The sequence below is a fragment of the Acinetobacter sp. 226-1 genome, from assembly GCF_030329325.1.
Classification (GTDB): Bacteria; Pseudomonadota; Gammaproteobacteria; order Pseudomonadales; family Moraxellaceae; genus Acinetobacter; species Acinetobacter sichuanensis.
Genome location: NZ_JACANU010000008.1, coordinates 52,846 through 79,505, shown reverse-complemented (window position 1 = coordinate 79,505; position 26,660 = coordinate 52,846). Strand labels below are relative to the sequence as shown.

The 26,660-nt window shown below is 36.4% G+C and carries 23 protein-coding genes and 1 pseudogene; 9 read left to right on the top strand and 15 right to left on the bottom strand.

The annotated features are described in order from the left end of the window. Positions 1–34 precede the first annotated feature (34 nt). Positions 35–1,315 carry an OprD family outer membrane porin gene (locus HX124_RS12810; protein ID WP_107008367.1) on the top strand — a complete coding sequence of 427 codons (1,281 nt, stop codon included), beginning with the start codon at positions 35–37 and terminating at the stop codon, positions 1,313–1,315. A 118-nt stretch (positions 1,316–1,433) separates the two neighbouring features. Here the strand turns inward: HX124_RS12810 and HX124_RS12805 are convergent, their stop codons facing one another. The 3 genes from HX124_RS12805 to HX124_RS12795 are packed head-to-tail and all read right to left on the bottom strand — an operon-like array spanning position 1,434 to position 4,774. Next, on the bottom strand, positions 1,434–2,441 hold the full coding sequence (locus HX124_RS12805) for an HlyD family secretion protein (RefSeq protein WP_286383345.1): 1,008 nt from the start codon (positions 2,439–2,441) through the stop codon (positions 1,434–1,436). Between the two features lie 30 nt (positions 2,442–2,471). After that, a complete protein-coding gene (locus HX124_RS12800) occupies positions 2,472–2,678 on the bottom strand; it encodes a DUF1656 domain-containing protein (protein ID WP_286383346.1) in 207 nt (68 codons plus the stop codon). 2 nt (positions 2,679–2,680) lie between these two features. Next, positions 2,681–4,774: an FUSC family protein gene (locus HX124_RS12795; protein ID WP_286383347.1), complete on the bottom strand. Its 2,094-nt coding sequence runs from the start codon at positions 4,772–4,774 to the stop codon at positions 2,681–2,683. Between the two features lie 560 nt (positions 4,775–5,334). Between HX124_RS12795 and HX124_RS12790 the strand changes: the two genes are divergently transcribed. Both HX124_RS12790 and HX124_RS12785 read left to right on the top strand, forming a co-directional pair. Continuing rightward, the gene (locus HX124_RS12790; RefSeq protein ID WP_107008371.1) at positions 5,335–6,150 is read left to right on the top strand and encodes an IclR family transcriptional regulator; all 816 of its coding nucleotides are present in this window, start codon (positions 5,335–5,337) and stop codon (positions 6,148–6,150) included. A 300-nt stretch (positions 6,151–6,450) separates the two neighbouring features. Continuing rightward, positions 6,451–7,158 carry an NAD(P)H-dependent oxidoreductase gene (locus HX124_RS12785; protein WP_286383348.1) on the top strand — a complete coding sequence of 236 codons (708 nt, stop codon included), beginning with the start codon at positions 6,451–6,453 and terminating at the stop codon, positions 7,156–7,158. 161 nt (positions 7,159–7,319) lie between these two features. Here the strand turns inward: HX124_RS12785 and pgsA are convergent, their stop codons facing one another. From pgsA to HX124_RS12750, 7 genes are all read right to left on the bottom strand, one after another. Beyond that, positions 7,320–7,907 (bottom strand): CDP-diacylglycerol--glycerol-3-phosphate 3-phosphatidyltransferase, encoded by a 588-nt coding sequence (gene pgsA / locus HX124_RS12780; protein ID WP_107008373.1) that lies wholly within the window; start codon positions 7,905–7,907, stop codon positions 7,320–7,322. 106 nt (positions 7,908–8,013) lie between these two features. After that, the gene (locus HX124_RS12775; protein ID WP_286383349.1) at positions 8,014–8,811 is read right to left on the bottom strand and encodes a thioesterase family protein; all 798 of its coding nucleotides are present in this window, start codon (positions 8,809–8,811) and stop codon (positions 8,014–8,016) included. Positions 8,812–8,921: 110 nt separating this feature from the next. Beyond that, positions 8,922–9,242: a DOPA 4,5-dioxygenase family protein gene (locus HX124_RS12770; protein WP_286383350.1), complete on the bottom strand. Its 321-nt coding sequence runs from the start codon at positions 9,240–9,242 to the stop codon at positions 8,922–8,924. A gap of 60 nt (positions 9,243–9,302) precedes the next feature. Beyond that, positions 9,303–11,102, bottom strand: a complete 1,800-nt coding sequence (gene uvrC, locus HX124_RS12765) for an excinuclease ABC subunit UvrC (RefSeq protein ID WP_286383351.1) — start codon at positions 11,100–11,102, stop codon at positions 9,303–9,305. Between the two features lie 444 nt (positions 11,103–11,546). Next, positions 11,547–12,170, bottom strand: a complete 624-nt coding sequence (locus tag HX124_RS12760; protein WP_286383352.1) for a PH domain-containing protein — start codon at positions 12,168–12,170, stop codon at positions 11,547–11,549. A gap of 143 nt (positions 12,171–12,313) precedes the next feature. Continuing rightward, a complete protein-coding gene (gene lpxO / locus HX124_RS12755; RefSeq protein ID WP_286378213.1) occupies positions 12,314–13,228 on the bottom strand; it encodes a lipid A hydroxylase LpxO in 915 nt (304 codons plus the stop codon). Between the two features lie 228 nt (positions 13,229–13,456). Beyond that, positions 13,457–14,437 carry a hypothetical protein gene (locus HX124_RS12750; RefSeq protein WP_107008379.1) on the bottom strand — a complete coding sequence of 327 codons (981 nt, stop codon included), beginning with the start codon at positions 14,435–14,437 and terminating at the stop codon, positions 13,457–13,459. A 439-nt stretch (positions 14,438–14,876) separates the two neighbouring features. On the opposite strand from HX124_RS12750, the gene fadB reads away from it, so the two are divergent. The 3 genes from fadB to HX124_RS12735 all read left to right on the top strand — a co-directional run bounded on the left by fadB (position 14,877) and on the right by HX124_RS12735 (position 19,081). Next, positions 14,877–17,030 carry a fatty acid oxidation complex subunit alpha FadB gene (gene fadB / locus HX124_RS12745; protein WP_286383353.1) on the top strand — a complete coding sequence of 718 codons (2,154 nt, stop codon included), beginning with the start codon at positions 14,877–14,879 and terminating at the stop codon, positions 17,028–17,030. 12 nt (positions 17,031–17,042) lie between these two features. After that, positions 17,043–18,215 carry an acetyl-CoA C-acyltransferase FadA gene (gene fadA / locus HX124_RS12740; protein ID WP_286378216.1) on the top strand — a complete coding sequence of 391 codons (1,173 nt, stop codon included), beginning with the start codon at positions 17,043–17,045 and terminating at the stop codon, positions 18,213–18,215. A gap of 287 nt (positions 18,216–18,502) precedes the next feature. Beyond that, a complete protein-coding gene (locus HX124_RS12735) occupies positions 18,503–19,081 on the top strand; it encodes a hypothetical protein (protein ID WP_286383354.1) in 579 nt (192 codons plus the stop codon). Positions 19,082–19,094: 13 nt separating this feature from the next. On the opposite strand, the gene HX124_RS12730 is transcribed toward HX124_RS12735, so the two are convergent. Next, complete coding sequence (locus tag HX124_RS12730) at positions 19,095–19,844, bottom strand: hypothetical protein (protein ID WP_286383355.1); 750 nt, start codon at positions 19,842–19,844, stop codon at positions 19,095–19,097. 191 nt (positions 19,845–20,035) lie between these two features. Here HX124_RS12730 and HX124_RS12725 point away from each other — a divergent pair, with 191 nt between their 5' ends. After that, a complete protein-coding gene (locus HX124_RS12725) occupies positions 20,036–20,737 on the top strand; it encodes a DsbA family oxidoreductase (protein WP_286383356.1) in 702 nt (233 codons plus the stop codon). 82 nt (positions 20,738–20,819) lie between these two features. On the opposite strand, the gene HX124_RS12720 is transcribed toward HX124_RS12725, so the two are convergent. Continuing rightward, the gene (locus HX124_RS12720; RefSeq protein WP_107008385.1) at positions 20,820–21,020 is read right to left on the bottom strand and encodes a dodecin family protein; all 201 of its coding nucleotides are present in this window, start codon (positions 21,018–21,020) and stop codon (positions 20,820–20,822) included. A gap of 781 nt (positions 21,021–21,801) precedes the next feature. Here HX124_RS12720 and HX124_RS12715 point away from each other — a divergent pair. Continuing rightward, complete coding sequence (locus tag HX124_RS12715) at positions 21,802–22,038, top strand: hypothetical protein (RefSeq protein WP_286383357.1); 237 nt, start codon at positions 21,802–21,804, stop codon at positions 22,036–22,038. 403 nt (positions 22,039–22,441) lie between these two features. Beyond that, positions 22,442–23,431: pseudogene (locus tag HX124_RS12710) on the top strand (hypothetical protein); the annotation flags it as partial. A 71-nt stretch (positions 23,432–23,502) separates the two neighbouring features. Here the strand turns inward: HX124_RS12710 and htpG are convergent. The 3 genes from htpG to HX124_RS12695 form a co-directional block, all read right to left on the bottom strand. Beyond that, positions 23,503–25,422, bottom strand: coding sequence for a molecular chaperone HtpG (gene htpG / locus HX124_RS12705; RefSeq protein ID WP_286383358.1), 1,920 nt, complete (start codon positions 25,420–25,422; stop codon positions 23,503–23,505). Positions 25,423–25,513: 91 nt separating this feature from the next. Then, positions 25,514–25,864, bottom strand: a complete 351-nt coding sequence (locus HX124_RS12700) for a lysozyme inhibitor LprI family protein (RefSeq protein WP_286383359.1) — start codon at positions 25,862–25,864, stop codon at positions 25,514–25,516. Positions 25,865–26,040: 176 nt separating this feature from the next. Beyond that, on the bottom strand, positions 26,041–26,622 hold the full coding sequence (locus HX124_RS12695) for an OmpW/AlkL family protein (protein WP_107008389.1): 582 nt from the start codon (positions 26,620–26,622) through the stop codon (positions 26,041–26,043). Positions 26,623–26,660: the final 38 nt, after the last annotated feature.

Sequence of the window (26,660 nt, the reverse complement as noted above, 5' to 3'; positions counted from 1 at the left end):
TATATTGAAAAGCAACATTCAAGAGGCAGCCTTAATGCTAACCCAAAAAAAAATGACCTTAGTTGTCCTAATACAAGCTGCGCTGATCTCTACAGCTTATGCAAGTGAACAAAGTGAAGCAAAAGGATTTGTAGAAGACGCTGATGCATCTGTTCTATTTCGCACAGGCTTTATACATCGTGATAAAAAAAATGGCGTTGAAGACCAAAGCTCTTATGCCCAATCTGCAATTGTCAATGTAGACTCTGGCTTTACTCAAGGGATCGTCGGTTTTGGTGTTGGTGCTGTAGGCGATGGCTCAATCAAATTGGGTTCAAATAACCATGCTGGCAACAATATGATCCCGAAACATAACGATGGTTCTGCTTATGATCATTGGGCGCGTGGTGGAGCAAATGTAAAAGCTCGTTTTTCTAATACCACTGTGCGTTATGGTACACAAGTTTTAGATTTACCTGTTCTTGCAAGTAATACAGGTCGTATGGTTCCTGAGTATTTTGAAGGTACATTAATCACAAGCCGTGAAATTAAAAATTTAGAACTGACTGCGGGTAAATTTACTAAAAACCAAATGTCAGACCAAATTTCTACTGATGGAAATCACTTAGATAATGCCATCGTTTGGGGTGCAAAATATAAGTTTGATGATCAACTCAATGCTTCATATTATGGCTTAGATTCTAAAAATGCTTTAGAACGCCATTATGTAAATGCGAACTACAAACTTCCACTTGCAGATAAAAGCTCTTTGACGTTGGACTTTAGTGGTTATCATACTGAATGGGACAAAGATGCAGCAACGTATTCTTCTACTATTGGCAATGAAAATATAGAAGGTCGTAGCAATAATATTTGGGCATTATCAGGTACATATAACCAAGGCGCTCATAGTGTTATGTTGGCTTACCAACAAAATACAGGCAATACAGGTTATGACTACAACACAAATGCCGATGGTTTCCAAAGTATCTATTTACCAAACTCATATTTGTCTGATTTTATTGGAAATCATGAAAAATCAGCGCAACTTCAATATAACTTAGACTTTAGCAATTATGGTGTAGCAGGACTTAACTGGACGACAGCATTTGTTTATGGTTGGGATATTAAAGTTGCGGGTCTTACTGATGATGCGCAAGAACGTGAATTCTTTAACCAAGTAAAATATACCGTTCAAAATGGTTTTGCTAAAGATGCAAGTTTACGTCTACGTCATTCATATTATCGTGCAAGTGATGACTACCAAACCAATGCGTATATTGGTGATACCAATGAATGGCGTGTATTCCTCGACATTCCAGTTAAATTATTCTAATTCTTCAAATATTTAAGAGATAGAAACATTTTAAAACCTGCATTTTGATGCAGGTTTTTTATGTTCTGCCAAGCAAATAGCTCATCGTTTGACTTGAACGGATAGATTTATCAGCTGATTAATGCGCACGCTCTAAAATATGAATCGTTGCAGTACGTCCAGCAACAAAGGCTAATTCATTTTTTGGTAACTCATCTAACACAATTTTTACAGGTACGCGCTGCGCTAAACGTACCCAACTAAAAGTAGGGTTCACATTTGCCAATAAACCTGAAGATGTAGTGCGCTCACGATCTTCAATCCCAGATGCAATGCCCTGTACATGCCCTTTGATTTTTTCAGAATCGCCCATTAATTGTATAGTCGCCGCATCACCTAAATGAATTTTATTCAGTTTAGTTTCTTCGAAGTATCCAACAACATACAGTTGTTTTCTATCCAATAAAGCAGCCACAGCTTGACCAACTTTGACATAATTTCCTACGCGCATATCAAAATTAGATAATGTCCCATCGGCTGGTGCAACAACTTCAGCACGATGCATATTTAACTCAGCTAAATGAAAACTACTGGTTGCAGCTTCGATTAAAGCTTTTTGTTGTTTAATATTGGCTTCTGACTGTTGAATAGCAGCTTGCAGTTGTTGATGTTCAGCATGTGACTGATCTCGTGCTGCAAACATTTGATCTTGTTCTTGTTTAGAGATCGCACCATTCATTAAGTCTGCATATCGCTGTGCATTTTTATCTGCCAGTTGAATATTCGCTTGTGATTTGATGAGGTTGGCTTGGGCTTGGGCAAGACCTGCTTCTGCTTCTGCTAAACCTGAGTTTGCTTTGGCTAAATCTGATTTGGCTTGCTCAACATCTAAGGTTTGTCGTGCAAGATCAATTTTAAATAACACTTGCCCTTTTTTGACTGTCTGGTTGTCTTGTACCAAAACTTCTGTCACCAAGCCAGAAATGTCTGAAGAAACTTGTATAACATCACCACGAACGCGTCCATCACGTGTCCACGGCTCAGCATTATAGTAATTCCATAAATGTAAAACACATATGATTGCCAGTATTGCAACTGTCAATAAACCTAGAGGACGTATCACTTTACGCATATCAAAGCTGTTCATTTTCACCTGACCTAATCATCAAATTCCACATTAATCCAAATACATCGTAAAAAGATGATGCACTCCCCACAGCAACAACACGTATATACACAAATTAAAAATACTCGGTAATGCAATCCAGTCTTGCGTCGCCCAACGATCAGTGACTAAATTGACTATTTTTAATAGCAAATACGCTAAAATTGCCTGTACTAAAAAAGTGGGAACATAAACACCATAAAGATTAAATTCACCCATTTTTAAACTCCAATACTGGCATGTTCGAGTGTATGATCTGCTGCACTTTGCTCATCTTGATGGCAAATACTATGCCGAATATTATTTACAGAAATCCATAAACGATGACGTATATCTCGATCTTCAATACTTTCCGCATCAACTTGAATTTCTTTTAGTTTCAGCAAAACTTGGTCTAAAGTTGTAGTGACTTGTTGTTTTTCTTTTTCGCCTAGCCATAACTCTAAATACGTTTGTAATTGTGCAATTTGAGTAATCAGTGGCGAATTTTTTGGTAATTTTTCTGCCAACTCTTGTAGTCGAGTAAAATCAATCACTGCACTTGACTCAATCAGCGCCGCATTCATTTCATGTATTAATTGTTCTGACAGTACTTGCTTTGTATTGAGTACGCCAATACGGTCTAACATACTTCTTAAATGAATACGAAAGTTTGCACCATAATTCATACGTACCGCTTTTTTCATTGCCTGATAATGTAAAGACAAAATACGCTGTGCCGTCATATCAGGCGACATTGCACGAACCAAATGTACGATATATACAGAAATAATAGGTCCAATAATCGTGCCTATCGAAAAGTCAAAAAAAGCCACTTGATCTAAAAAATAACGATTTTGAATATTCATCCCCATGACACCCGCCATAATCAGCGGTAGCCCTAAACCATTTAGCGGAGGATGCAAATACAGCATGAGGCAAAAAATTAAAAAAGGTGCGAGTACAATCATAAGTTCTATAAATGAATGTACATGTGGAAAAATGCCATACGCATAAATAAAAACAATAATCGCAGCATAAAAACTAGCACGAATAAAAATTTTTAATGCAGGTACAGGATTATCAAGTGCGGTCAAAATACATGCACTAATGGCTGCCATTTGAGCCATCATAAAACCTGATGTCCACCCACTCAAAATCCAAATACTTGAAGCAACAATAATCGTTAAAAAAGCAGATAAACCACCCCGAACTGCCACACCATAATCACGATGTAAACTTGGATAAGATGTTGTTAATGGCACAATCGTTTCAGGTAAAGTGGTATCACCTTGTTGCATTCTTTGCCAAATCAAACGGACAGCACGAACATTTTGAATAAAATGTCGGATATCCATTTTTAAACTTCCTAACATGACATATTGCGTTGGTTGTGCTTGTTTCAAAATCAATTCAAATTTTTGCTCAAAATCACTCGGCAAATGATTTAATTCAGATTCTAAAATTTGATGTTGATCATCTAAAAATGCGTCAACCTCTGTATGTAAATCTTGCAAAGCAGCTCTATAGTGAAGGTCAATTTGATCTAATTGTTTCAGACGCTCTGACATTGCCACCAAGTTTGCAACCAACATAGTCACTTGATGCAATAACTCTTGCAAAGGTTTCGCCATGCTTTTAAGCTTTGATTTTTCATAATTTAAATGCACAAGCATGGTATGAATATCTGAAGTATCTCGTGCAATTTCTGCCAATAATTTTGTATAGTTTTTTTGCTGTGGATCAGGATGAGATAAAATAAGATCAAACAATTTTTGCGTATCAGTCATGGTTTTCACCACACGATTTTCAACCACAGGACCAATATGCATAGGTAAAATCGTACTTGTTACCACTGCACTACAAATTACGCCTATCGAGATTTCTAAAAAACGCCCAAGCGCCATATCAAAAATAGAAATCTTGTCGATATAATAAATGCTATTAAAACAAATAATAACAGCCGTATAACCAGCCAACATCACCACATAACTACGTGGTGTCCGATCTAATAAAGACAGATAAAGACAAATACCCAACCAACACGCCAAAACAAAAATAAAAAGCCACGGTGTATTAATCAAATAAGGAGTCACTGCGACTGCAAAAATTGCTCCAAAAGTTGTACCCAGTAAACGATATAGACTTTTTGAAGCCACCATACCTGAGTAGGGATTTGCGATCACAAAGACAGTCCCAATTGCCCAAATGGGATAACTTAAATTCAATTCAAATGCGATAAACAGCGCCAGCATACCTGCAATAAAAGTCTTTATCGCAAAGATCCAATCCAACTTATTGGGTCGAAATGCTAAAAGCTGTTTAGTCAATAACATGAATGATCTCTATTTCATTGGAATCAAAAAATTGAGAAATATCTTGCTGCACATTTTGAAACGACCAAAAAACTCGCCATTTGACCTAAAGTAAATAGCGCATTTATTTAGAGAATGTTAAAACACTGAAAAGAGAAAATAAAATCAGATAAAAATACTGTTTTATTCCAACTTAGAGATATAAATGGCAAAACATGATGCTGAGTGATATTAAATAAAAGCTCAAAAATTCATCATTAGATATTTAATCTGTTAATTTTTTCAAAAAAAATAGACTTAGTCAACAAAAATATCTTATATTGATAATACAAATGAATTATTTTATATTTTAGTGAGAATTCTCTATTTTTCTCAGGCAGAAATAAAAATAAGTGAATATTATTTTTTTGCTATTTTCTCTTTAAAAATCCATAAGAAATAGCTCAAATCCTAGAGAATTTTCTCAGAATATCTGAATTGATTCGATTTATGATGAAATTTCTTTTTTTTTGATAATTTTTTGTTATAAAGTAACATTATAAAATTTATTTTTTGATTTACAGTTACTAAGTAGGTAATCAATGGCGCTTTCTAGTTTTGGTAAAATTCTCACCGTATTAGATTTATTTTCGGTGTCACGCCCAGTGATTAATGTTGATGTCATTTGCGAAGAACTAAACCTATCAAAACCAACAAGTTATAGATATCTTAAAGAATTGGTTTCAGCAGATATTTTACAACGTTTAAGTGGGACTTCAGGTGATTACACACTTGGACCTAAAATTGCAGTCATGGATTATATTTCAAGAACAACAGATCCATTGGTGCAAATCAGTAAACCCTTTATGCAAGAGATTTCTGAGCGTACAGAACTTTGCTGTCTACTCACCCAACTGAATGATCATTATTGTATTGATCTTCATCATGAAGTGTATCGTGATGAGACTTTATTAACTTATGGGCGTGGTTGCCCTCGTCCTGTGTATATGGGTTCATCGCCTAAAGTGATCATGGCACATCTTTCTAAACAAAATCTGCAAAATTACTATACCCGTTTTCAAAATGAGCTTGCACAAGTCGGTTTTGCTGAAAGTGAAGAAAATTTCATTCAAAGAATGAAAAAAATCAAAAAACAAGGTCACTATTTTTCCCAAGGTGAGCTTGATCCAAACGTTTCTGGTCTTTCCATTCCAATTAAGTTTTCAAATAAAGAAGCACCATTAGCACTCACTGTTTTGGCATCAAAAAATCGTTTTGAGTATTTAAATTTGCAAAAATTAATTGAAACATTACAAGATTCTGCTTCACAAATTGAAAAGCGTTATCAGGCGCTGTCTGAAAATGACCAATTGTCTGAGCTAAACCCAAGCCCTAAATTATTTCCAATTCACATCTAAGGCAACATGATAATTTAAAGAAATTTTACAATTTACATCATTGTAAATCTAAACTTTTTCTCATAATATGATTATGTTCTTCAGCACAAATGCTATTTAAGTATTGCTTTTACGAAAACAATACTTCCTCAGAGAGTAGAAAACCGATATATCATATGTCGGTTTTTTATTGTCTGCTCACTTTGCAAAAATTGACATTTAAAAACATGAAAACGTCTGTTCAGTAATTGGCTAAAGCAACTCTTTTGGTAATAATGAAGTCGATAAAAATACTCGCCAATAATTTGAGAAAGCAAGCTTATGAATATTTTAATTGTACATGCACATCCTGAACCACAGTCTTTTACCAATGCGCTAAAAAATACAGCAATTGAAGAATTAAAAAAATTAGGGCATCAGGTTGAAGTTTCTGATCTTTATGCCATGAGTTTTAATCCTGTTGCCTGTGCAGCAGACTTTACTGAACGCGGTAATCCTGACTATTTAAATTATGCCTTAGAACAACGCCATGCCAGTAAACAACATGCTTTAGCTGATGATATTCAAGCTGAAGTGGAAAAAGTCCAAAAAGCGGATTTGCTGATTTTAAATTTTCCAATGTATTGGATGTCTATGCCTGCAATTTTAAAAGGTTGGATTGATCGAGTATTTGTATCAGGGATTTTTTATGGCGGTAAACGTTTTTATAACCATGGTGGCATGTCAGGAAAAAAAGCCATGCTGAGCTTTACCCTTGGTGGACGTGATCATATGTTTGGAGATGGTGCAATTCATGGCTCACTTGAGAATATTCTGATTCCTATTCAGCGCGGAACACTGGCTTATGTTGGCTATGAAGTGTTAACTCCTTTTATTGCCTATCATGTGCCCTATATTTCTCATGAAGCTCGTGAACAAATGCTCATAGACTATCGTCAACATTTACAAAATATCGAAAATTTACCCTCTATCGCATTTCCAACCTTAGAGCAGTTTGATGACAAACTCTATCCTCTACATCGGGATTAAAACCTATGCAGCATAAGTGCATCGCTTGTGCTGTATTTTCATAAAGTGAGCTTAATCTTTGTTCGTTTTTATCTTTTCTAAATCTAAGCATGTTTTAGCGCTCACGCAAAACAAAAAAACCTTTCATCAAGAAAGGTTTTTTAAACACATCAAGCAGTCATTTAAGGCTGTTTTAAATAAGGCCATGCCGCTTTTAGGTAAATGAACATTGACCAAAGCGTCAAGATCACAGCAGTATAAAGTAGTGCATAAGCCAACATTTCTAATGGCTGCCAATTCAGTAAAAATACCGTAATCGCAATCATTTGAAATGCCGTTTTATATTTCCCTACTGTAGATACAGCGACATTGGTACGTGCGCCTAATTCTGCCATCCATTCACGTAATGCTGAAACGGTAATTTCACGTGAAATAATCACAATCGCAGCAAATGCCATTGCAATAGAAGGCTGCCATTGAACTAACACAATCAAAGCCGCTGCGACCATCAATTTATCTGCAACAGGATCTAAAAACCGCCCAAAAGCAGAAGTCTGATTCAAAGTTCTAGCAAGATAACCATCAAACCAGTCTGTGATTGCGGCAATTACAAAAATTGCCGTCAAAATCAAATGACGAGTCATGCCACCTTCATGCCCACCAACCCCAATTGCAGGAGGCCAATAAGCGATGGCTAGAAAAACAGGAATTAACGCAATACGAGCTAGCGTCAAGATATTTGGAATATTCAGGATACGACCTGTAGTCATAGACACCGCCAGTAAGTCCCCTATTTACCTATGGAAAAGGCAAACTGTAATTTAGAGTAAAGCTCTATTTCGTTAATACTTTAAACGATTCACATGAAACTGTCGACTAGGTAAAGACTGTTACTGTCTGTCTGGCAATAGCAATAAGTCGATTTTCACTGTCCCACAAATAAGCATGTTCAGTGGCATAACCATGCTCTGTATAATCTGTAACCACTTGATATTTAAACCAGTCATGTAAATGGCTTTGTAAAGGATGAACAAAAGTCACCTGCCAAGTCAAAGTACTCGCTGGTGCAGGTTTGCGAAACATCGGTAAAACCCCAGGTGGCCATACATCCATTAACGTTAAAATATCAGGTAAAGTCATTGCACGTTGAGTATGAAAATCAGGATCAAAACGGCATAAACCTTTGAAATCAGGTATTTTACTGCCTGACATTGGATATTGCCCATCTGTCCAAGCCAATTGGAAATTTTGTACACATTCAGGGAATGGCAAGTTTTTAGGTAAAATATGAATATCATCTATTGCAGGGAAAGCAGGCACTTTAGGTTCAAGTGCAACCTGAATACGTGACTCACGCTGACTGCCAAAACTTGCAATTAAAATACTTTGTACAGCATCATTTTGCCATAAACGTACTTCGATGGTGGTGACAGACTTACCCTGACGTAAAATTTCCGCAGTCAGTCTGACCGCTTTTTCCTCAATGGGTCCAACAAAAGTCACACTGCAACTGAGTAGTTTTTTGCAAGCGTCATCAATGGTATGTGTGGCTTTATGGATCAACACGCCTGCCACCAAACCACCAAAGATTGTTCGTCCTTGTAGCCAGCCCTTTGGAAACTCAAATTCGCTGTTTTGTTCAATATCCTGATACAACTGTGCCAATACAGACATGGGTTTTCTCATTAAAACGTTGTGGTTTACTATGCCTATAGATAGTTCACGTGTGAATGATCAATGACTGTCGGGTCAATGAGTATTTCGGCAAATGAATACTGCAATGCTTACAAATTTTCAAGATTTAATACAAGCGGTTCACCTAACCACTGTGCCCCCTCAGTATGTGCAAGATATTCATTCTCCCATAAAGGATGAATCAATACAGATAGTCCCAAATGACGACGATCCAATGTATTTTTCAACTGTGGCAAAACAACTTGATCAAATGCCAATTGAAACATAGGTTTGGTATGTGGTCCTACCAATTTTTGATGTATACGACCATAACTCATGGTTTCACCAAACTCTTGCTGTAGTTGCACATAAAGCGATTCTATCAACTCAATTTGCGTCAAATCAAAATAGATATGTGCATGATATTTCATAAATTTATAACATCCAAAACGTTTAAATCTGCATTGCAAAAAATTTAAATCAAAGGCTGCCTATTCGTGTAGCACCTTATAAATGGTTCTCGCCATCACATCACCCAAGCCGGGCACAAGTTTCAGATCATTTTCAGAGGCTTTCAATACACCCTGAATCCCACCAAAATGGGTCAATAAATCACGACGGCGTTTTGGTCCAAGCCCCGGAATTGCTTCCAACACTGAACCACCACGGCGTTTATCTCGTTTGGCACGATGTTTAGTGATCGCAAAACGGTGTGCCTCATCTCGTACCTGTTGAATCAGATGCAAGGCTTTATTGTCCTCAGGCAACTGTATTTTAGTGCCATCAGTAAAATGTAAGGTTTCCAAGCCCGGTTTACGTCCTTCTCCTTTGGACACACCGACCATAAAGGCATCCAGCCCCAATTCCTGCATGACCTCCATTGCCATATGGAGTTGACCTTTACCGCCATCAATCAACAGTAAATCAGGTAACATGGCTTTTTTATAGCGTCGAGTCAGTGCCTGACGCATCGCTGCATAGTCATCACCGCCTGTAATATCCTCAATGGAAAACTGGCGGTAATCACGTTTTCTTGCACCGCCCGCATCAAAAACCACACAGGATGCAATGGTCGCTTCACCCATGGTATGCGAAATATCAAAACACTCGATGCGGTCAATCGGACGTCCACAGACTTTTTCCAATTGATGAAAACGCTCATTGAGTTCCAAATGATTGGCTAACTTGCCTTTAATGGCATGCTGAACATTCATTTCCGCCAACTCAAGCCATTCGGCACGGGTTTCACGTACTTTGTGTTTAATCTGAATTTTCTGCTCAAACTGCTGTTGTAAGCCTTCTTCTAACTCTTTTCGATCAGCAATTTCTACATTGACAATCAATTCACTCGGCACTTCATCTGCGACCTGAAAGTAGAAATTGGCGATAAAATCCGACAGCATTTGCCCCAAATCATCACCAAGCATGTCAGGAAAATAACTTTTTCCACCTAACATTTTACCGTTACGTACATGCATAATTTGCACACAGGTCACCCCTGCTTGATAAGCAATCGCCAAAATGTCCGCTTCACCTTTGACTTTATAAATGGCTTGCTGCGCCTGTACATGACGCAATAAAGCCATGCGATCGCGATAGAATACCGCTTTTTCAAATTCTAATTTTTCTGCCGCTTGTTCCATTTTCTGAATCAATTCCTGATTCAGTTCTTTGGTATCGCCTTTTAAAAAACGGATCGAGTTCTGTACATCTTCATTATAGGCTTCAGGACTGATCAGACCGACACAAGGCGCAGTACAACGCTTGATTTGATACTGTAAACATGGACGTTTACGCTGTGAAAAATAGCTGTTTTCACATTGACGTACATTAAATAATTTTTGCAGAACCAATAAAGTATCTCGTGCATTATAAGCACTCGGATAAGGTCCAAAAAACTTACCGACCTGATGTTTTCCTTTACCTCGCCCTGCGGCAATTCGTGGATAAGGTTTATCTGTGGAAACAAAGATATAGACGTAAGATTTGTCGTCCCGCAACATGATGTTATAGGGTGGACGGTGCAGTTTAATCAGGTTTTGTTCGAGCAATAAAGCTTCGGTTTCTGAACGCACGATCAGTGTTTCTATATTATAAATACGTGCAACCAACGCCTGCGTTTTTGGATGTTCAATGGTTTTAACAAAATAACTCGACACACGATTTTTTAGATTTTTAGCTTTGCCGATATAAAGTAAATCACCATCTTTGCCCAACATCTTGTAGACGCCTGGCAATGTGGTCATATTGGCTAAAATCTTTTCGATATTTTCACGTGCGTTTTCGTTCACTGTTGACCTATCATTCTCATTTCTACTGCATAATGTCGTGCTTTTTCATCCAATTTCAAGCACCCATTCTACAAAGTATGCAGAATGTAGAAATTTAGCAATGACCTGATTGTTAAAAGTGATTTTTATCAAAAGAAATAAATTTGGAAATGTTCTAAATAGTATGCTGATTATGATAATACTGAAATGAATGAAAAATATTCAAGCACAGCCTCATTTATATTACAAAGTTTGTACTTTTTTGCGTAGATGATGCCTTACTTTTTAAGGATGAGGAATATATTCCGCAAGGTAACAAAAATCCTTTGTTGGACATGAGAAGCTAAGCTTCGCAAGATATCCACCCTTGTCCAACGGCGACATCCATGTCGCCCTGCGATAGCACCACCACGTTAATCTTTAATTTTGCATAATATCTACTACAAAATGTAAAGTATTTGGTGCCTAGTTTCTTAAATAACGCTCAAAAATTTCTGAAAAATCATAATTTTCAATCTCTTTAATACGTTGGTTTGCATATTCTTCAACTTGATGCGCTGTTTGATTAATAATTTCAGGTAAATTTAAAATCACTTGCTCACTCAGCTCACGTAAATTAAACATTTTTTGCACATTTTCATTACTTTGCAGCAAAATATTACGTTTACGATTAATTTCCCTACATGTTTCACCAATGGTAAATAGGGCTTTATATAAATCACGAATTTTTTCGATTTGCTTTTTATCAATATCAATAGAGAATGTTTGTTCGCCTAGTTGAAATTTAATTTCTGCATCTAAATCCACTGTACCTGCGGTTTCAAGCAATACATTTTTGATTGGATGATGTTTATATAAGTAACGGTAAAGCATGCGCTTTTTACTCATGGCACTTTTACCATCTAGGTGCATAAAAGCCACATTGGTAAAACAATATTCATCCGTCTTACTTTTAATGACGAAGAAAATTTTTTCATTGTCTTCATGAAAAATATAATCATCAATATCGGTTTTATTAAATTCATGTGGCTCAATAATGACCCCAATATCACTTATTCCCATGACTTCAGAGGCTAAATTTTTAAACATTTTTTTATTCCATTCTAATTAACACCCTTCTCAATTTAACAGTTCATGTGTGCTGTACAAGCTTAAAATTGTTATTTAGCTGCAAAATCATTTCCCATAAAAAAACGCCCCAAAAGGCGTTCTATAACATACAAACTGCGATTTTAAAAAACATAAGGACGTACAAAAATAAGGAAGAAAATTCCTAACATCAAAAACCATTTTAGAAAATAATACAATTTACGATTGGTTTTCTTTAATGCTTTGGCTTTGATCCGAATTTGGTAAACATAACCAAAAACTTTATTTAAACCACCTGTTTGATCACCTGCTTCATTTGGTGAACTCGCTGCAGTCATCACTTTTTTACCAAACCAATGATTAAAACGTTCCATCCATTTTGTGGTTAATGGACGCTCAACATCAGCAAAGAAAATGATACGATTTTGATCAGTTTTATTTTCAGCATAATGAATATAGGTTTCATCAAAGACTACGCTTTCACCATCACGCCATGAATATTTTTGCCCATCGACATCAATAAAACAGCGGTCATCATTGGGTGTAATTAAACCCAAATGATAGCGCAAAGAACCTGCATAAGGATCACGATGGCGAACCAAACGACTATCAGGCGCAAGCTCTGTAAACATCGCGGCTTTAATAGTTGGCAATGTTTTTAATAAAGCTGTAGTTTTTGGGCAAAGATCTGCCGCAGAAGGATGTGCGGAGTCATACCATTTTAAATAAAAACGCTTCCAACCTGTCTTAAAAAATGAGTTAAAACCTAAGTCATCATAACTGCTCGACGCTTTAATACCACCTTGTGTATATAAAGCTCGTGCTTCATCACGAATCATTTCCCAGTTCTCATCCAACACTTTTAAGTCTTTAAAATGTTGAGTGTCAATATACGGTTGATTTGGCACTTTAGAGAACATATACATTAAGAAATTAATCGGTGCGAGGATCGTGGAATGGTCAAAAAATTGACGATAAAACGAATGTCGCACCTTACCGCGATTTTGGATATACAACGCTGAAATCACAAAAATCGCCAATATGATCCATTTAATCATATAGCACTCTTTCAAATATTCAGGGGGGAATGCACCTTGTTAAAGGTGTAAGTTCAAAGGATAGAACCTTAAGATGATCAAATTTTAGCAAAAGCAATAAAGAAAATCTGTACTATTTTTATTCTTTACTCTTTTTTGCTTATTGATTTCCATAAAACCCCCCCTACTTTTCTCAATAAAAATAGGGGCATAGCACAACCAAATAAAATAATATTCACTTAATCAAATTTAGCGATCCCAATTTAGTCCTCGTAATGCAACTAAAGATTTTGCTGCTGTTTCATTATAGATATAACAACCCGTATTAATTTCTGCGATACGTAATTGAGTATTTCGTTTTTGCTGTTTATCCGTCAAAGTTGTCAGTAATTGATTTAATACTTTTGCTTCTTGTTGAAGTGTTCGCTCAAAGTTTGGATTAAACTCGGCTGCATAGAGTCGATTTTGAAACTCAACGGCTGTGCCATCTTTTGGATTTATTCCAAAATCTAAATCATAAACGGTTGACCAAGGAATTGATTGCCAAATACCACTTGCATAACGATAGTTTAAACCATTTTTTTGCTGATTAAGCTGATCAACATACATTAGATTTTCATCATCAAAATCTTCAAAAGACTGCTTAATTTCATTATCAGTGTTGACATCAAAGTTGAAAGAATCTACTTGATCTTTTTGAGAAATAAGACGATAGCAGCTACTGCCATTTGGAAAACGCTCTGATCCATAACTATTTAAGAAAATACGTGCATAAGCATAGGCATTCTCACTGTCAAAACCAAGTTGACGATAAGCAGGAAAAACCGTATCAAACATATTTTTGCCTGATAAGTTAACTTTTTCAAATCTCCAATCAGATTTTACCGCACCAATGGTATTGAATGTCCAATGCGTTAAACCATCTAAATCAATTGTATTTTGTGCAATATCTTTGGGTGTATAAAGCTTATTTTCAGTTAATAGATAATAACCAAGCGCTTTATTTGATTTTGAGTCTTTGAATTGTTTATTTTGAACTTCAATATAGCTCGCTCTTAAACGATCTGTAATTTTAGATGTTGAGTATTGTATATAATAATAACGAGTACCATTTGCTAAAGAGTCTTTAGATTCAGTGTTATAGTCGTCATCTGAACCACCTCCACCACCACAGCCAGTCAAAACAAAAGATGTAGCAACCATAGATAACAATAATTTTTTTGTGAACATTCGTCTTCAACTTATTTCTCATTTTTAAGTTTAAAATAATATCTATGTCTCAAAAAAAGTACAATTTTCTTTTTGCATTTTGTTTAACCAAAATCATTATTTTTGTATCAAGCATTGACCTAAATGACCAAAACAATACAAATAAATAAAAGCATATTAAAATGCTTCTTCATGAAAAAAGATTTGTATTTTCCATAAATTTATAATAAAAATAATGTATTAACTATAGATATAAGCACAACAATCAAAACTCAACCTCAATGATGAGATTTATGCAAAAAAAAATTCATGACCCTTGCGTCACGGCTTGATACAACTTGTTATGTTCTTTTTAGATATAGTTATCGTAAGATTAGAGAAGTCGAAATGTGTGTAGAAAAAACACACATGTACTTCAAAACATCAACGTAGAAGTCCTCCAAAAAAAGGAGATCAGGGCATGATCCACGCTGGCAATGCCATTACCGTCCAATTGCTTTCGGACGGAATCGCAGAATTCCGCTTTGACTTACAAGGTGAGTCGGTTAACAAATTCAACCGTGCAACGATTGAAGATTTTAAAGCCGCTATTGAAGCTGTAAAAAATAACAGTGAAGTAAAAGGTTTAATCGTAACAAGTGGTAAATCAACATTTATTGTTGGTGCAGATATCACTGAATTCGGTGAAAATTTTAAACAAGGCGAAAGCGCAATCGTGGAATGGGCAATGCCTGTTCACGAAATTTTCAATGCTTTTGAAGATTTAGATATTCCTAAAGTCGCTGCGATCAATGGGATTGCATTAGGCGGCGGTTTTGAAATGTGCTTAGTGTGTGACTACCGTGTCATGTCTGAAGCAGCTGTAGTCGGTCTACCTGAAGTTAAACTTGGGATCATTCCTGGTTTCGGTGGTACTGTTCGTTTAAGCCGTGTGATTGGTATCGACAATGCTGTCGAGTGGATTGCAACGTCAGCAAACAAAAAACCTGCTGCTGCACTCAAAGATGGTGCTGTAGATGCGGTTGTTGCTGCAGACAAATTACAAGATGCTGCGATTGATCTTGTTAAACAAGCAATTTCTGGTCGTTTAGACTGGAAAGCAAAACGTCAAGAAAAATTAGAGCCTGTTAAACTCGACATGCTTGAACAAATGATGGCGTTTAACTCATCTAAAGGTGTAGTTCTTGCAAAAGCAAACCCTGCACAATACCCTGCGCCTAAACTTCTTCTTGATTCACTGCAAGCAGGTGTCAGCCAAGGTCGTGATGCAGCATTACGTACTGAAGCTGAAGCATTTGCTAAAGCTGCGATTACACCACAAGCAGGTGCATTGATCGGTTTATTCATCAATGACCAAGTTGTGAAAAAAGCCTCGAAGAAACATGAGAAAGGTGCTCATCCTGTCAACCAAGCAGCTGTTTTAGGTGCTGGTATCATGGGTGGCGGTATCGCTTACCAAGCGGCAAGCAAAGGTACACCAATTATCATGAAAGATATTGGTAATCCACAACTTGCTTTGGGTATGAAAGAAGCAAATGGCTTGTTGACTAAACAAGTTGAACGTAAGCGTTTAACACCTGCGAAAATGGGTGAAACTCTTGCGCGTATCCGCCCTACTTTAAGCTACGATGAGTTTAAAGAAGTGGATATCGTGATTGAAGCAGTCACTGAAAATCCGAAGATCAAAGAAGCTGTTCTTAAAGATACAGAAAGCAAAGTACGTGACAACACGATCATTGCTTCTAACACATCAACAATTTCAATCACTCGTCTTGCAAATGCATTAGAGCGTCCTGAAAACTTTGTTGGTATGCACTTCTTTAACCCAGTTCACATGATGCCTCTGGTAGAAGTAATTCGTGGTGAAAAAACTTCTGAAGAAGCGATTGCAACCACTGTTGTGTTAGCTCAAAAAATGGGTAAAACACCAATCGTTGTCAACGACTGCCCAGGTTTCCTTGTAAACCGTGTACTTTTCCCTTACTTCGGTGCGTTTGACCTTCTTCTTAAAGACGGCGCAGACTTCCAACAAATCGATAAAGTGATGGAAAAATTCGGTTGGCCTATGGGTCCTGCATACTTGATGGACGTTGTTGGTATCGACACGGGCGTTCATGGTGCAGAAGTCATGGCTGAAGGCTTCCCTGATCGTATGAAACCTGATTATAAAGGTTCAATCCAAGCGATGTATGAAGCAAAACGCCTCGGTCAAAAGAACGATGTCGGTTTCTATAAATACGTTTTAGACAAGAAAGGTAAGAAAGCAAAAACTGTTGATCCAACAGCTTACGAAGTTATTGCTCCAGTTATCACTGGCGAAAAACGTGAATTTGATGCTCAAGAAATCATTGATCGTATGATGCTTGCATTCTGTAACGAAACTGTTCGTTGCTTAGAAGACAACATTGTTGCGACACCAAACGAAGCAGATATGGCGATGATCATGGGTGTAGGTTTCCCTCCATTCCGTGGCGGTCCAGCACGTTATATCGACCAGACAGGTGTTGCTGAATACGTTGCACTTTGCGACAAGTATGCACACTTAGGTAAGGCTTATGAAGCGCCACAGATGTTGCGTGACATGGCTGCTAACAACAAAAAATTCTACGGTTAAGGAGCGACGTGAATGGCTACTTTAAATCCGCGTGACGTTGTCATCGTTGATGGCGTACGTTCTGCAATGGGTAAAACCAAAAACGGTATGTTCCGCAATGTACGTGCTGACAGCTTATCTGCTGAGTTAGTTCGTGCTTTAGTTGCTCGTAACCAATTTGATGTCAACGAAGTTGAAGATGTGATCTGGGGTTGTGTCAACCAAACTTTAGAACAAGGCATGAACATTGCTCGTAACATCGTACTTTTGGCTGACCTTCCTAAGACTGTTGGTGGGCAAACTGTCAACCGTCTTTGTGGTTCTTCTATGCAGTCAATCCACACTGCTGCGGCTCAAATTGCAACCAACCAAGGTGATATTTTCATCATCGGTGGTGTTGAGCACATGGGTCACGTTGGCATGATGCACGGTATCGACCTAAACCCTGAAGCATCTAAACACTATGCAAAAGCGTCTAACATGATGGGCTTAACGGCTGAAATGTTAGGTCGTATGAATGGCATTAGTCGTGAAGAACAAGATGCATTTGGTGTTGAATCTCATCGCCGTGCTTGGGCTGCTACACAAGAAGGTCGTTTCAAAAATGAAATCGTAGGTGTTGAAGGTCATGATGCCAATGGTTTCAAAATCCTATGTGATATCGACGAAGTGATTCGTCCAGATGCTAACCTTGAAGCATTCCAAGGTTTACGTCCTGTATTCGATCCTAAAGGTGGTACGGTAACGGCTGCGACTTCTTCTGCATTGTCTGATGGTGCATCTGCAATGTTGTTGATGTCTGCTGAACGTGCGCAAGCTTTGGGTCTTAAGCCACGTGCTGTGATTCGCTCTATGGCGATTGCAGGTTGTGATGCTGCGATCATGGGTTATGGTCCTGTTCCTGCAACGCAAAAAGCGCTTAAACGTGCTGGCTTGAGTATGGATGACATCCAAACGATTGAGTTGAACGAAGCATTTGCTGCTCAAGGTCTTGCCGTAATGAAAGGTTTGAACATTTATGACAAACAAGACAAGATCAACTTGAACGGTGGTGCGATTGCGTTAGGTCACCCATTGGGTTGTTCTGGTGCGCGTATCACAACGACATTACTTAACGTAATGGAGCAACAAGATACGCAAATCGGTCTTGCGACCATGTGTATCGGTCTTGGTCAAGGTATCGCGACGATTATCGAACGTGTTTAATTAATACTAAGATAAAAAGAACCCCGCTTATTGCGGGGTTTTTAATACAATATTCCAATACTGATACTTTTATTTTTGAAATATCTCTCTTAAAATAAATCAAATAATTACCCAAAACTCTAATGAAAATTTATAACAATCCGATTATTCTTATCTCGTTAAGTTTGCTAGCCCTTACACTAATTTTTTATTTTTTACCACATAGCTATCTGTACGAATTTCATTTTTTTAACTTTAAATTGAGTTATATATCAGGTTATTTATTATGCTTTATTATATTTACTCCATTGACTTTATTAACAATTACATATTTTTACAAAAGGGATATTCAGCAAAACTTAGACAAGTATCGCTATCATAAAACTTTAAAAATACTGAATTATTTATTTTTCATTATTTTTATCGTTTTTTTAGCCATATATTTTATAGTTGGAATAAGTCGTCCAATTTTCCATACTACTGATTACTTTTTAATTAAAATCAATGAAATGATTGGCAAAAAAGCGATTAAAGAATTTAGATTACAATTAATCTATCGAAGTAATTCAACTTTTAAAAAGAATATAAATCTTGGCTCAGCTCGTAATCCCTCATATATTATTGATCCTGCGAAATATAAAATTTTTATAAGTTTATATGACGACAAAAATTATTATCCTTTAAAGATATATTGTTTGGTCAATGATCAAAAATATTTCCCCCAGCAAAAAACCATTTTCCTTTCTGGTTACTACTCTAAACTAGGGTTTAGTGCAGATCAAAATCAACATTTAAGTCATCATTTTACTGATGGTGAAAATCACTCTATTTCTCATCTAAATTTGAATACATGTGAATTCATCTATCAACAGACTTTAAATCAATAAACTACTACCTGACTCACAACTCCTCTTCAATCTCTTCTGCATTTTGTTTTTTCTTCTGTTCAATCTCTTTATTTAACTTTAAAACGTCCTGATACAACGCATTAAACTGCTTCACTTGCGCATCTTTTTGGAACATGATCTGTCCATTTTCCTTATGCCAATCATTTTCTTTCAACAATACAAACATTTGCTCAGCTTTATCTAAAATTTTCAGCTCTAATAAAATTAATGCACTTTCTTGATCTAATTTTAAATTCTTTTCCAGTTTTTCTTGCATAGATTGTTTTAGGTTTTGCTCGATCTTGAGCTCTTTAACCTTTGCCAAAGCTTCTTGTTTATCTACTAAATTTTGTTTTTGGTATTGCGTCGTAATTCTACGTACTGCTTGTAACATTTGCTCAGTTTCAACAAAATTTTTCTTGCGATCAGCATCTAAACGATTAATATCCAAAAAATAATTCCATTTTGCCGCTTCTAAATCACGTAAATAGGTATTCCGTGTTTCAATATTTTGCAGCCAATAATTTAAAACAAATTCAGATAAAATTTTATAATCACCTTTTAAACGTTCATCATGAACATCAAGACTGACAGGTTTTGACCAATCCTGTGCATTTTCATATAAATGACGCATTTTTTCAGACATGACAATGTCAAACATTTGGCGCTGTGCTTCTTGCTGCTTTAAAGTGGTATGCTCATAAAATAAATAACTCGCAATACCTAAAATAATCACAATGACAACACTCACAATTCGACGCATGTAGAACTTAGTTCCGAATAAAAAATGTAGAGTAACTGAATTTTTGCAAAACTGTATAATATTTATGCAAAAATAACTGCTATTTCTCTACATAATCTGACCAAAAATCTGCCATTTGCCAAAAAATACTTTAAATCCAACAATGATGACGCTACCCTCCTCATTAACCTTTATAGTTTTAGAGATTTCCCATGCGTGTAGATATTTGGTCAGATGTTGTATGCCCATTTTGTTATATTGGCAAAAAACGTTTAGAAGCAGCAGCACAACAAGTTGGTATTGAACTTGAAGTGCATTGGCATAGTTTTGAACTTGATCCAGAAGCACCGCCACGCCAAGAAATTTCAAACTCTGAACGCCTTGCTCAAAAATATGGTCGTAGCTTAGCTGAAGTTGAAGAAATGCAACGTAATATTGCCGCAATGGCAAAAGAAGAAGGTATTGATTTTAATTGGGAAAATGCCAATTCAGGAAATACTTTTAATGCGCATCGTATTATTCACCTTGCACAAAGCAAAGGTTTAGGCTCAGAAGCAAAAGAAGCATTTTTCTATAGCTATATGACACAAGGCTTGCCAATTGGTGAGCGTGAAACGATTGAAGACGTTGCTTCACGTATTGGCTTAAATCCTGTAGAAGTGGATGATGTACTCAACTCAGATGAGTTTGCAGATTTTGTTAAATTTGACCAAGAAGTTGCGCGTGAACAACTCAAAGTCACAGGCGTGCCATTTTTTGTTTTTGACCAACGTGTCGCACTTGCAGGCGCTCAACCACGTGAAGTTTTTGTGCAAGTTTTAGAAAAAGCTTCTGAAACGATTCAAAATGACATCAGCTCAGAGCCAAATGCGGTATGTAATGAGGAATCTTGTGAAACGCCAGATGCTAAATAATTTGTTTTAATTTTTCATATAAAAAGCCCATTCTTATAGATTGGGCTTTTATTTAGAGTAAATATATAGATGATCAATCAATTTATTCAACCAAGAAACTAATTTTCAGATTCACGCGATATTCTGTAATTTTATTGTCTTTAATAATGACTTTTTGTTCATTAATCCAAGCACCTTGCACATTTTTTACAGTTTCAGTGACCTTTTGAATTCCTGTTTGTATTGCATCTTCAAAACTTTTAGCACTGCTTGAATTCACTTCAACCACTTTTGCAATCGCCATAGCGACACTCGCTTTTGTAGATAAAAATTGAGCATAAGCGATTCTGCAAGCTTTTCAATTTAGATTAAAAAACAATCAACATCATCTTACAAAATTTGCACAATTCCAATATTATTCAACTTATTTGTAAAATAATTACATAGATATGTATGTTTTTTACCCTATTAATTTTTTTATTTAGCCGAATTTTTTTTGTCAGTTTTTAACATAATTTCTTTAAATAACAACAGCTTTTAAATAAATTTTTCTAAAAAATTTCATTAAATCAAAGATTTTTTTATAACAGGTATTTGAAATACATGTTCATATTATTCCAAGATTTTACAAAAATTGTCACTTCATGCCATTTATAGTGCTCTAGTTATCATTTTACAGGACTATTCATCTGATAAAACTTGTTATATTCTATATACAGAATTTAGTTCAACGAATTCATGCGCTGTAAGTTTCTTTTATATTTTCTTATTCTATAAGACTAGAGATCCTCCTTTTATGGAGGATTTTTAGTTTCTATAAACATATTTTTTATGATTTCATTTATTTATAAAACTAGACTATTCCACTATTTTTAAACTTTAAAAGTTTGTATTTTAATCCTTGTACACATTGTCATATTTTATTTACTTAATCAGATCAGGTGTAACCAAAAGCCAAGAAAAATTTACAGCGTCACTACAGCATATCTCAGTATAGTCGGCTTATGATGTTTAAATACTTCATGTGATTTGAATGATTTCATCATGAAATTTTCTTTTAACAACTTGAAACTAAGAGAGATATTATGACTGATACAAACCAAACTCCTGATCTTTATTCTCATGATTCAACGCCAACTGACTCAACTCCAACAGAAGCACAAAAAGACAAGAAATCACGTTTTTCTCCAACTGTAAAAGGTGTCTTGATTGGTGCAGTTGCAGGCAGTATTTTGCCAATTTTTGGAACTTTTAGTGGTGCCTTGGTTGGAGGAATTGCAGGAAAAGTATATGAAAAGAAATATTGTACTCAAACAACCTAAATATGACCTTTAACTAACTCAATATAGCCCCTCTCATGCTGTTAAACACGTCACCATCCCTTATTTTGTATAAGATAAGGGATGTCACTGATATGCCAACCAGACTCAAACGCTTGTTTATTGTAATAAAGATGTAATTTGTAAATTAATGCGCATGCATCTATTGAAAAATCAACTATAATTTTCTTTATTCATTCAATGGCTTGAATGAAATTTATAAATATTTTATTTTAAATCAAATAGTTGAATACAGAATATTATGGAAAATATTACACTCTCCGTTCCATTCAATAAAGTTTATATCCTTCTATTTAGCTGTTTATGCAGTGCGTATAGCTATGCTGATCAGGAAAAAAATTCAAGCGCAGTACCGCCTGTTTATATTCCACCTCCTGCCTTAGAAACAGATTTTAATGTTCTGGACTATATCCCTAAATTATTAGACGCTACACCCAATATTTTACCTGCTCAATCTGATGAACCTATTGTTCCTCATACTGAGTTAACAGAAAATTCAACATGGATAGATCAAAAACAAAAAGGAATCCGCAATTGGGCTGATCGTACTGCAAACCGTATGAATAATTGGTTTGGAGAAACTGATCCTAATGACCCTGCCTCTGCAACTTTACGTATTTTGTTAGATAACCGTTGGAACGAACATGACGGTTATGAATTTAAACCTCGTATTCGAGGCAAAATAAAATTACCTGCATTGGAAAATCGCCTCAGTGTCGTATTTGGTGATGACTCTCTAGATAATGAGATTCAAAATAATATTGCCATTACCAATGAAAATCCCAATAGTACTTCTGATAAGTCGATTGATGGTAAACGTATTCGTGATGATAACAGTTCAATTGCGTTACGTTGGTCACAGTTATCTAAGCGTTTACCTTTTGAGGTCGATGCCGATTTAGGTATTCGTTCTGGTAGTGATATTTATGCCCGTTTAAAAGCTGAAAAAGATTGGACGTTAAGCAATGACTTTTATTTTCATGCAGAGCAAATTTATCGTTATGGCATTGATAGTGAAAACTATTTACGTACCAATTTAGAGTTGACACATGCTCGTCCTAACCAAGCTTTTTTATCAAATCAGTTTTATATTACTTATGCAGATGAGCAAGATGATGACTTAACATGGGACAACCGTACTTATCGTCAACATCAATTTTTTAAGGGAAATCGTTTTAACTACGGTATATATACAGGCGGTTTTTATAATGATGAACAATTACGTTTGAATAGTTGGGGACCTTTTATATCTTGGCGCCAACCCTTATGGCGTGAATGGTTCTATGTACAAGGTGATTTAAACTATTTTAATGATCATCGTGAAGATCGAAGTCATTATCCAAGTGCCTTAGTTCGTTTAGAAGCTTTATTTTAATATGGATATTCACTGCATTTAAATAAAAAAAGCCTATCACTACGATAGGCTCTCTTTCAACATTTTACGACTTATTTCAATAATAAACTGTTAATACGTTTGATATATTCAGCAGGATCATCTGGTAAACCACCTTCTGCAATCACTGCCTGATCAAAGATGACATTCGCCAAATCATCAAACTGCGCCGAACCTTCCAGTTTTTTCACCAATGGATGCTCAGGGTTGATCTCCAAAATTGGCTTAGACTCAGGTACAGCCTGCCCTGCCTGTTTCAGCATACGTACGAGTTGCGGAGAAAGCTCACCCTCACTCGTCACTAAACATGCAGGCGAGTCCACCAAACGGGTTGTTACACGTACTTCTTTGGTTTTGGCTTTGAGTGAATCAGACAACTTTTCAACTACAGGCTTAAACTGCTCAGCAGCAGCTTCAAGTGCTTTCTTCTCTTCGGCATCCTGTAAGTCGCCTAAGTCAACTGCACCTTTAGCCACGTTTTGCATTGGTGTGCCATCGAATTCATTAACGAACTCCATTGCCCACTCATCAACACGATCCGCCATTAACAATACTTCAATGTCTTTTTTACGGAACAATTCAAGTTGTGGTGAGTTTTTCGCAGCAGCCAAACTGTCCGCAGTCACGTAGTAAATGGCTTTTTGCCCTTCTTTCATACGTGCTTTATAGGCTTCGAGTGAGGTTGAAACTTCATCATTGTTTGAGGTCGAGAAACGTAATAATTTAAGAATACGCTCACGGTTGCCCATGTCTTCGCCCAAACCTTCTTTGATCACTGAACCAAATTCAGCATAGAAAGTTTTGAATTTCTCTTGATCTGCTTCATCTTCAGATTTTGCCAAGGCATCCAAAGTGGTCAATACACGGCGAGTATTTCCTTCACGAATGGTTTTGACATCACGGCTTTCTTGCAATAACTCACGACTCACGTTCAATGGCAAATCGGCACTGTCCACCACACCTTGTACAAAGCGTAAATAGTTCGGAATCAAGTTGTCTGCATCATCCATGATAAACACACGTTTAACATAGAGTTTGATGCCTGCTTTGGCTTCACGGGTAAAGATATTGCTTGCCGCTTTAGATGGAATATAAAGCAACTGGGTATATTCCGTGCTGCCTTCCACACGGTTATGTGTCCAAGCCAATGGCGCTTCAAAGTCATGGGTTAAGTTCTTATAGAACTCAACATATTGCTCTTCAGTAATTTCAGATTTATTACGTGTCCATAAAGCACTTGCTGAGTTAATCGCTTCCCATTCATCCGTTTTCACATACTGACCGCCTTTAGGTTCTTCACCCTCAGCGACTTCTTCTTCCTGCCATACTTCTTTTTGCATTTCGATTGGCAAGTTGATGTGATCAGAATATTTATTGATGATTTGTTTTACTTTATAGCTTTCCAGATAATCCAAAGCATCATCACGTAAATGCAGAATAATATCTGTTCCACGTGAAGCCTTATTGATCACTTCAACTTCAAAATCACCTGTACCACCACTGACCCAGCGTACACCTTCAGCAGTATCTAAACCTGCACGACGTGATTCAACCGTAATTTTTTCAGCAACAATAAAGCCAGAATAGAAACCTACACCAAACTGACCAATCAATTGCGCATCAGATTTTTGATCACCTGAAAGTTTCGACATAAAGTCTTTGGTGCCTGACTTGGCAATGGTACCTAAGTTATCAATGGCTTCCTGCTGACTTAAACCGATACCATTATCAGAAATGGTGATGGTTTTTGCTTCTTTGTCCAAACTGACACGAACATGCAAATCTGGATCATTTTCATAATATTCAGGATGATTAATCCCTTCAAAACGCAATTTATCGCATGCATCTGAGGCATTCGAGATAAGTTCACGTAAGAAAATTTCAGGGTTGGAATAGAGAGAATGCGTCACCAGATGTAAAAGTTGGGCAACTTCTGCCTGAAAACTATGTTTTTGTGCGCTTTGCTCGCTCATAAATCACTCCTTAAATTCATAACACATTTTTATTGAATGCTTTAGAAATGGAGTGACTTAAGAATATTTCAATAGCAGATGCTAATTTTTTTTAAAAAGGACCTTGCTTATACACACGATCCATATAGATATCGAGCTTTTGTTGACGCATTTGATAAACATCACTAAGACATTTTACATTATCTTGACACTGATCTCTCAGTTGCAACCATTTAACTTGTTGATCTTGAATGACGCCACGTGTGCCCATAGGAACCAGTTTGCGGATAATATTATAAGTCGTTGCCATTTTGACATCGGCATCATTTAAAACTCGATGCTCACATATTGCATGTTCTGTTTTGGTTTTCGCTGCATCACATTTAAAACTCGCAGCTTGTGTATTTGATAGTAAAAAAATACTTGCTAAACAAATGACTCCACATAATTTTTTATTGATCATTTTAAACATTCTTCCATATCGCTAGAATTTAAGCATAAGAAATTTCATTACCGTTTTATATGCTTTTTTTGCTCTTTTTTCAGTATTTTATGCTGATACAGATTTTCAAAGACTTTTAAATAAAAAACCCCAGCAAATTACTGAGGTTTTTCAAGTGAAATAACTTATTCTAAAACTTAGAATTTATAGCTATAACCTAATGTATATACAATTGGGTCGATGTCTAAATCGAATTTAGTTCCATCTACTAATGTAACTTCAGGGCTTAACTGTGCATAACGAGCATCAAAGAATACACCCCAATTTTTTGCATCAGCAGGTTTGAAGTTCACCCCAATCTGACCTGCAAAACCAAAGTCTTCTTTAACGTCTTTTGCAACACCCGACTCATCCCATGCAACAAATGCAGTACCACCAACACCTACATATGGCGTAAATGGTGAAGAATTTTTCAAGTTATATTTCAATGTTACTGTTGGCGGCAAATGTTTAATTTTAGCAACTTTTTCATCATTTAATAAAACATCATGCGCAATTGGAGTAGCCAACAATAATTCAGCAGAAAATGGTGTTTCACCAAAGATATATTCTACAGATGGTGTGAACGCAAGCTCATGATCAGCTTTTACAACTGCTCCAGGTGCGATCGTTGTATCTTGTGTAGGTGAAATTAAAGAACCACCTACTTTCACTTGCCAATCAGCAAAAGAAAGTGTTGAAATCCCCATTAATGAAATAAGTGCAATTTGTTTTAACATTTTTAAAAATCCCCCAAAATAATTATATTAATTATTAA

Excerpts from the sequence above, each read along its gene's own strand:
- HX124_RS12695 (WP_107008389.1), bottom strand. The coding sequence starts at position 26,622 with ATGTTAAAACAAATTGCACTTATTTCATTAATGGGGATTTCAACACTT.
- HX124_RS12760 (WP_286383352.1), bottom strand. The coding sequence starts at position 12,170 with ATGTTTAAAAATTTAGCCTCTGAAGTCATGGGAATAAGTGATATTGGG.
- HX124_RS12795 (WP_286383347.1), bottom strand. The coding sequence starts at position 4,774 with ATGTTATTGACTAAACAGCTTTTAGCATTTCGACCCAATAAGTTGGAT.
- fadA (WP_286378216.1), top strand. The coding sequence starts at position 17,043 with ATGGCTACTTTAAATCCGCGTGACGTTGTCATCGTTGATGGCGTACGT.
- HX124_RS12810 (WP_107008367.1), top strand. The coding sequence starts at position 35 with ATGCTAACCCAAAAAAAAATGACCTTAGTTGTCCTAATACAAGCTGCG.
- HX124_RS12785 (WP_286383348.1), top strand. The coding sequence starts at position 6,451 with ATGAATATTTTAATTGTACATGCACATCCTGAACCACAGTCTTTTACC.
- HX124_RS12715 (WP_286383357.1), top strand. The coding sequence starts at position 21,802 with ATGACTGATACAAACCAAACTCCTGATCTTTATTCTCATGATTCAACG.
- fadB (WP_286383353.1), top strand. The coding sequence starts at position 14,877 with ATGATCCACGCTGGCAATGCCATTACCGTCCAATTGCTTTCGGACGGA.
- HX124_RS12770 (WP_286383350.1), bottom strand. The coding sequence starts at position 9,242 with ATGAAATATCATGCACATATCTATTTTGATTTGACGCAAATTGAGTTG.
- HX124_RS12730 (WP_286383355.1), bottom strand. The coding sequence starts at position 19,844 with ATGCGTCGAATTGTGAGTGTTGTCATTGTGATTATTTTAGGTATTGCG.
- HX124_RS12800 (WP_286383346.1), bottom strand. The coding sequence starts at position 2,678 with ATGGGTGAATTTAATCTTTATGGTGTTTATGTTCCCACTTTTTTAGTA.
- HX124_RS12790 (WP_107008371.1), top strand. The coding sequence starts at position 5,335 with ATGGCGCTTTCTAGTTTTGGTAAAATTCTCACCGTATTAGATTTATTT.
- HX124_RS12725 (WP_286383356.1), top strand. The coding sequence starts at position 20,036 with ATGCGTGTAGATATTTGGTCAGATGTTGTATGCCCATTTTGTTATATT.
- lpxO (WP_286378213.1), bottom strand. The coding sequence starts at position 13,228 with ATGATTAAATGGATCATATTGGCGATTTTTGTGATTTCAGCGTTGTAT.
- HX124_RS12805 (WP_286383345.1), bottom strand. The coding sequence starts at position 2,441 with ATGAACAGCTTTGATATGCGTAAAGTGATACGTCCTCTAGGTTTATTG.
- HX124_RS12775 (WP_286383349.1), bottom strand. The coding sequence starts at position 8,811 with ATGTCTGTATTGGCACAGTTGTATCAGGATATTGAACAAAACAGCGAA.
- HX124_RS12750 (WP_107008379.1), bottom strand. The coding sequence starts at position 14,437 with ATGTTCACAAAAAAATTATTGTTATCTATGGTTGCTACATCTTTTGTT.
- pgsA (WP_107008373.1), bottom strand. The coding sequence starts at position 7,907 with ATGACTACAGGTCGTATCCTGAATATTCCAAATATCTTGACGCTAGCT.
- htpG (WP_286383358.1), bottom strand. The coding sequence starts at position 25,422 with ATGAGCGAGCAAAGCGCACAAAAACATAGTTTTCAGGCAGAAGTTGCC.
- HX124_RS12720 (WP_107008385.1), bottom strand. The coding sequence starts at position 21,020 with ATGGCGATTGCAAAAGTGGTTGAAGTGAATTCAAGCAGTGCTAAAAGT.
- HX124_RS12700 (WP_286383359.1), bottom strand. The coding sequence starts at position 25,864 with ATGATCAATAAAAAATTATGTGGAGTCATTTGTTTAGCAAGTATTTTT.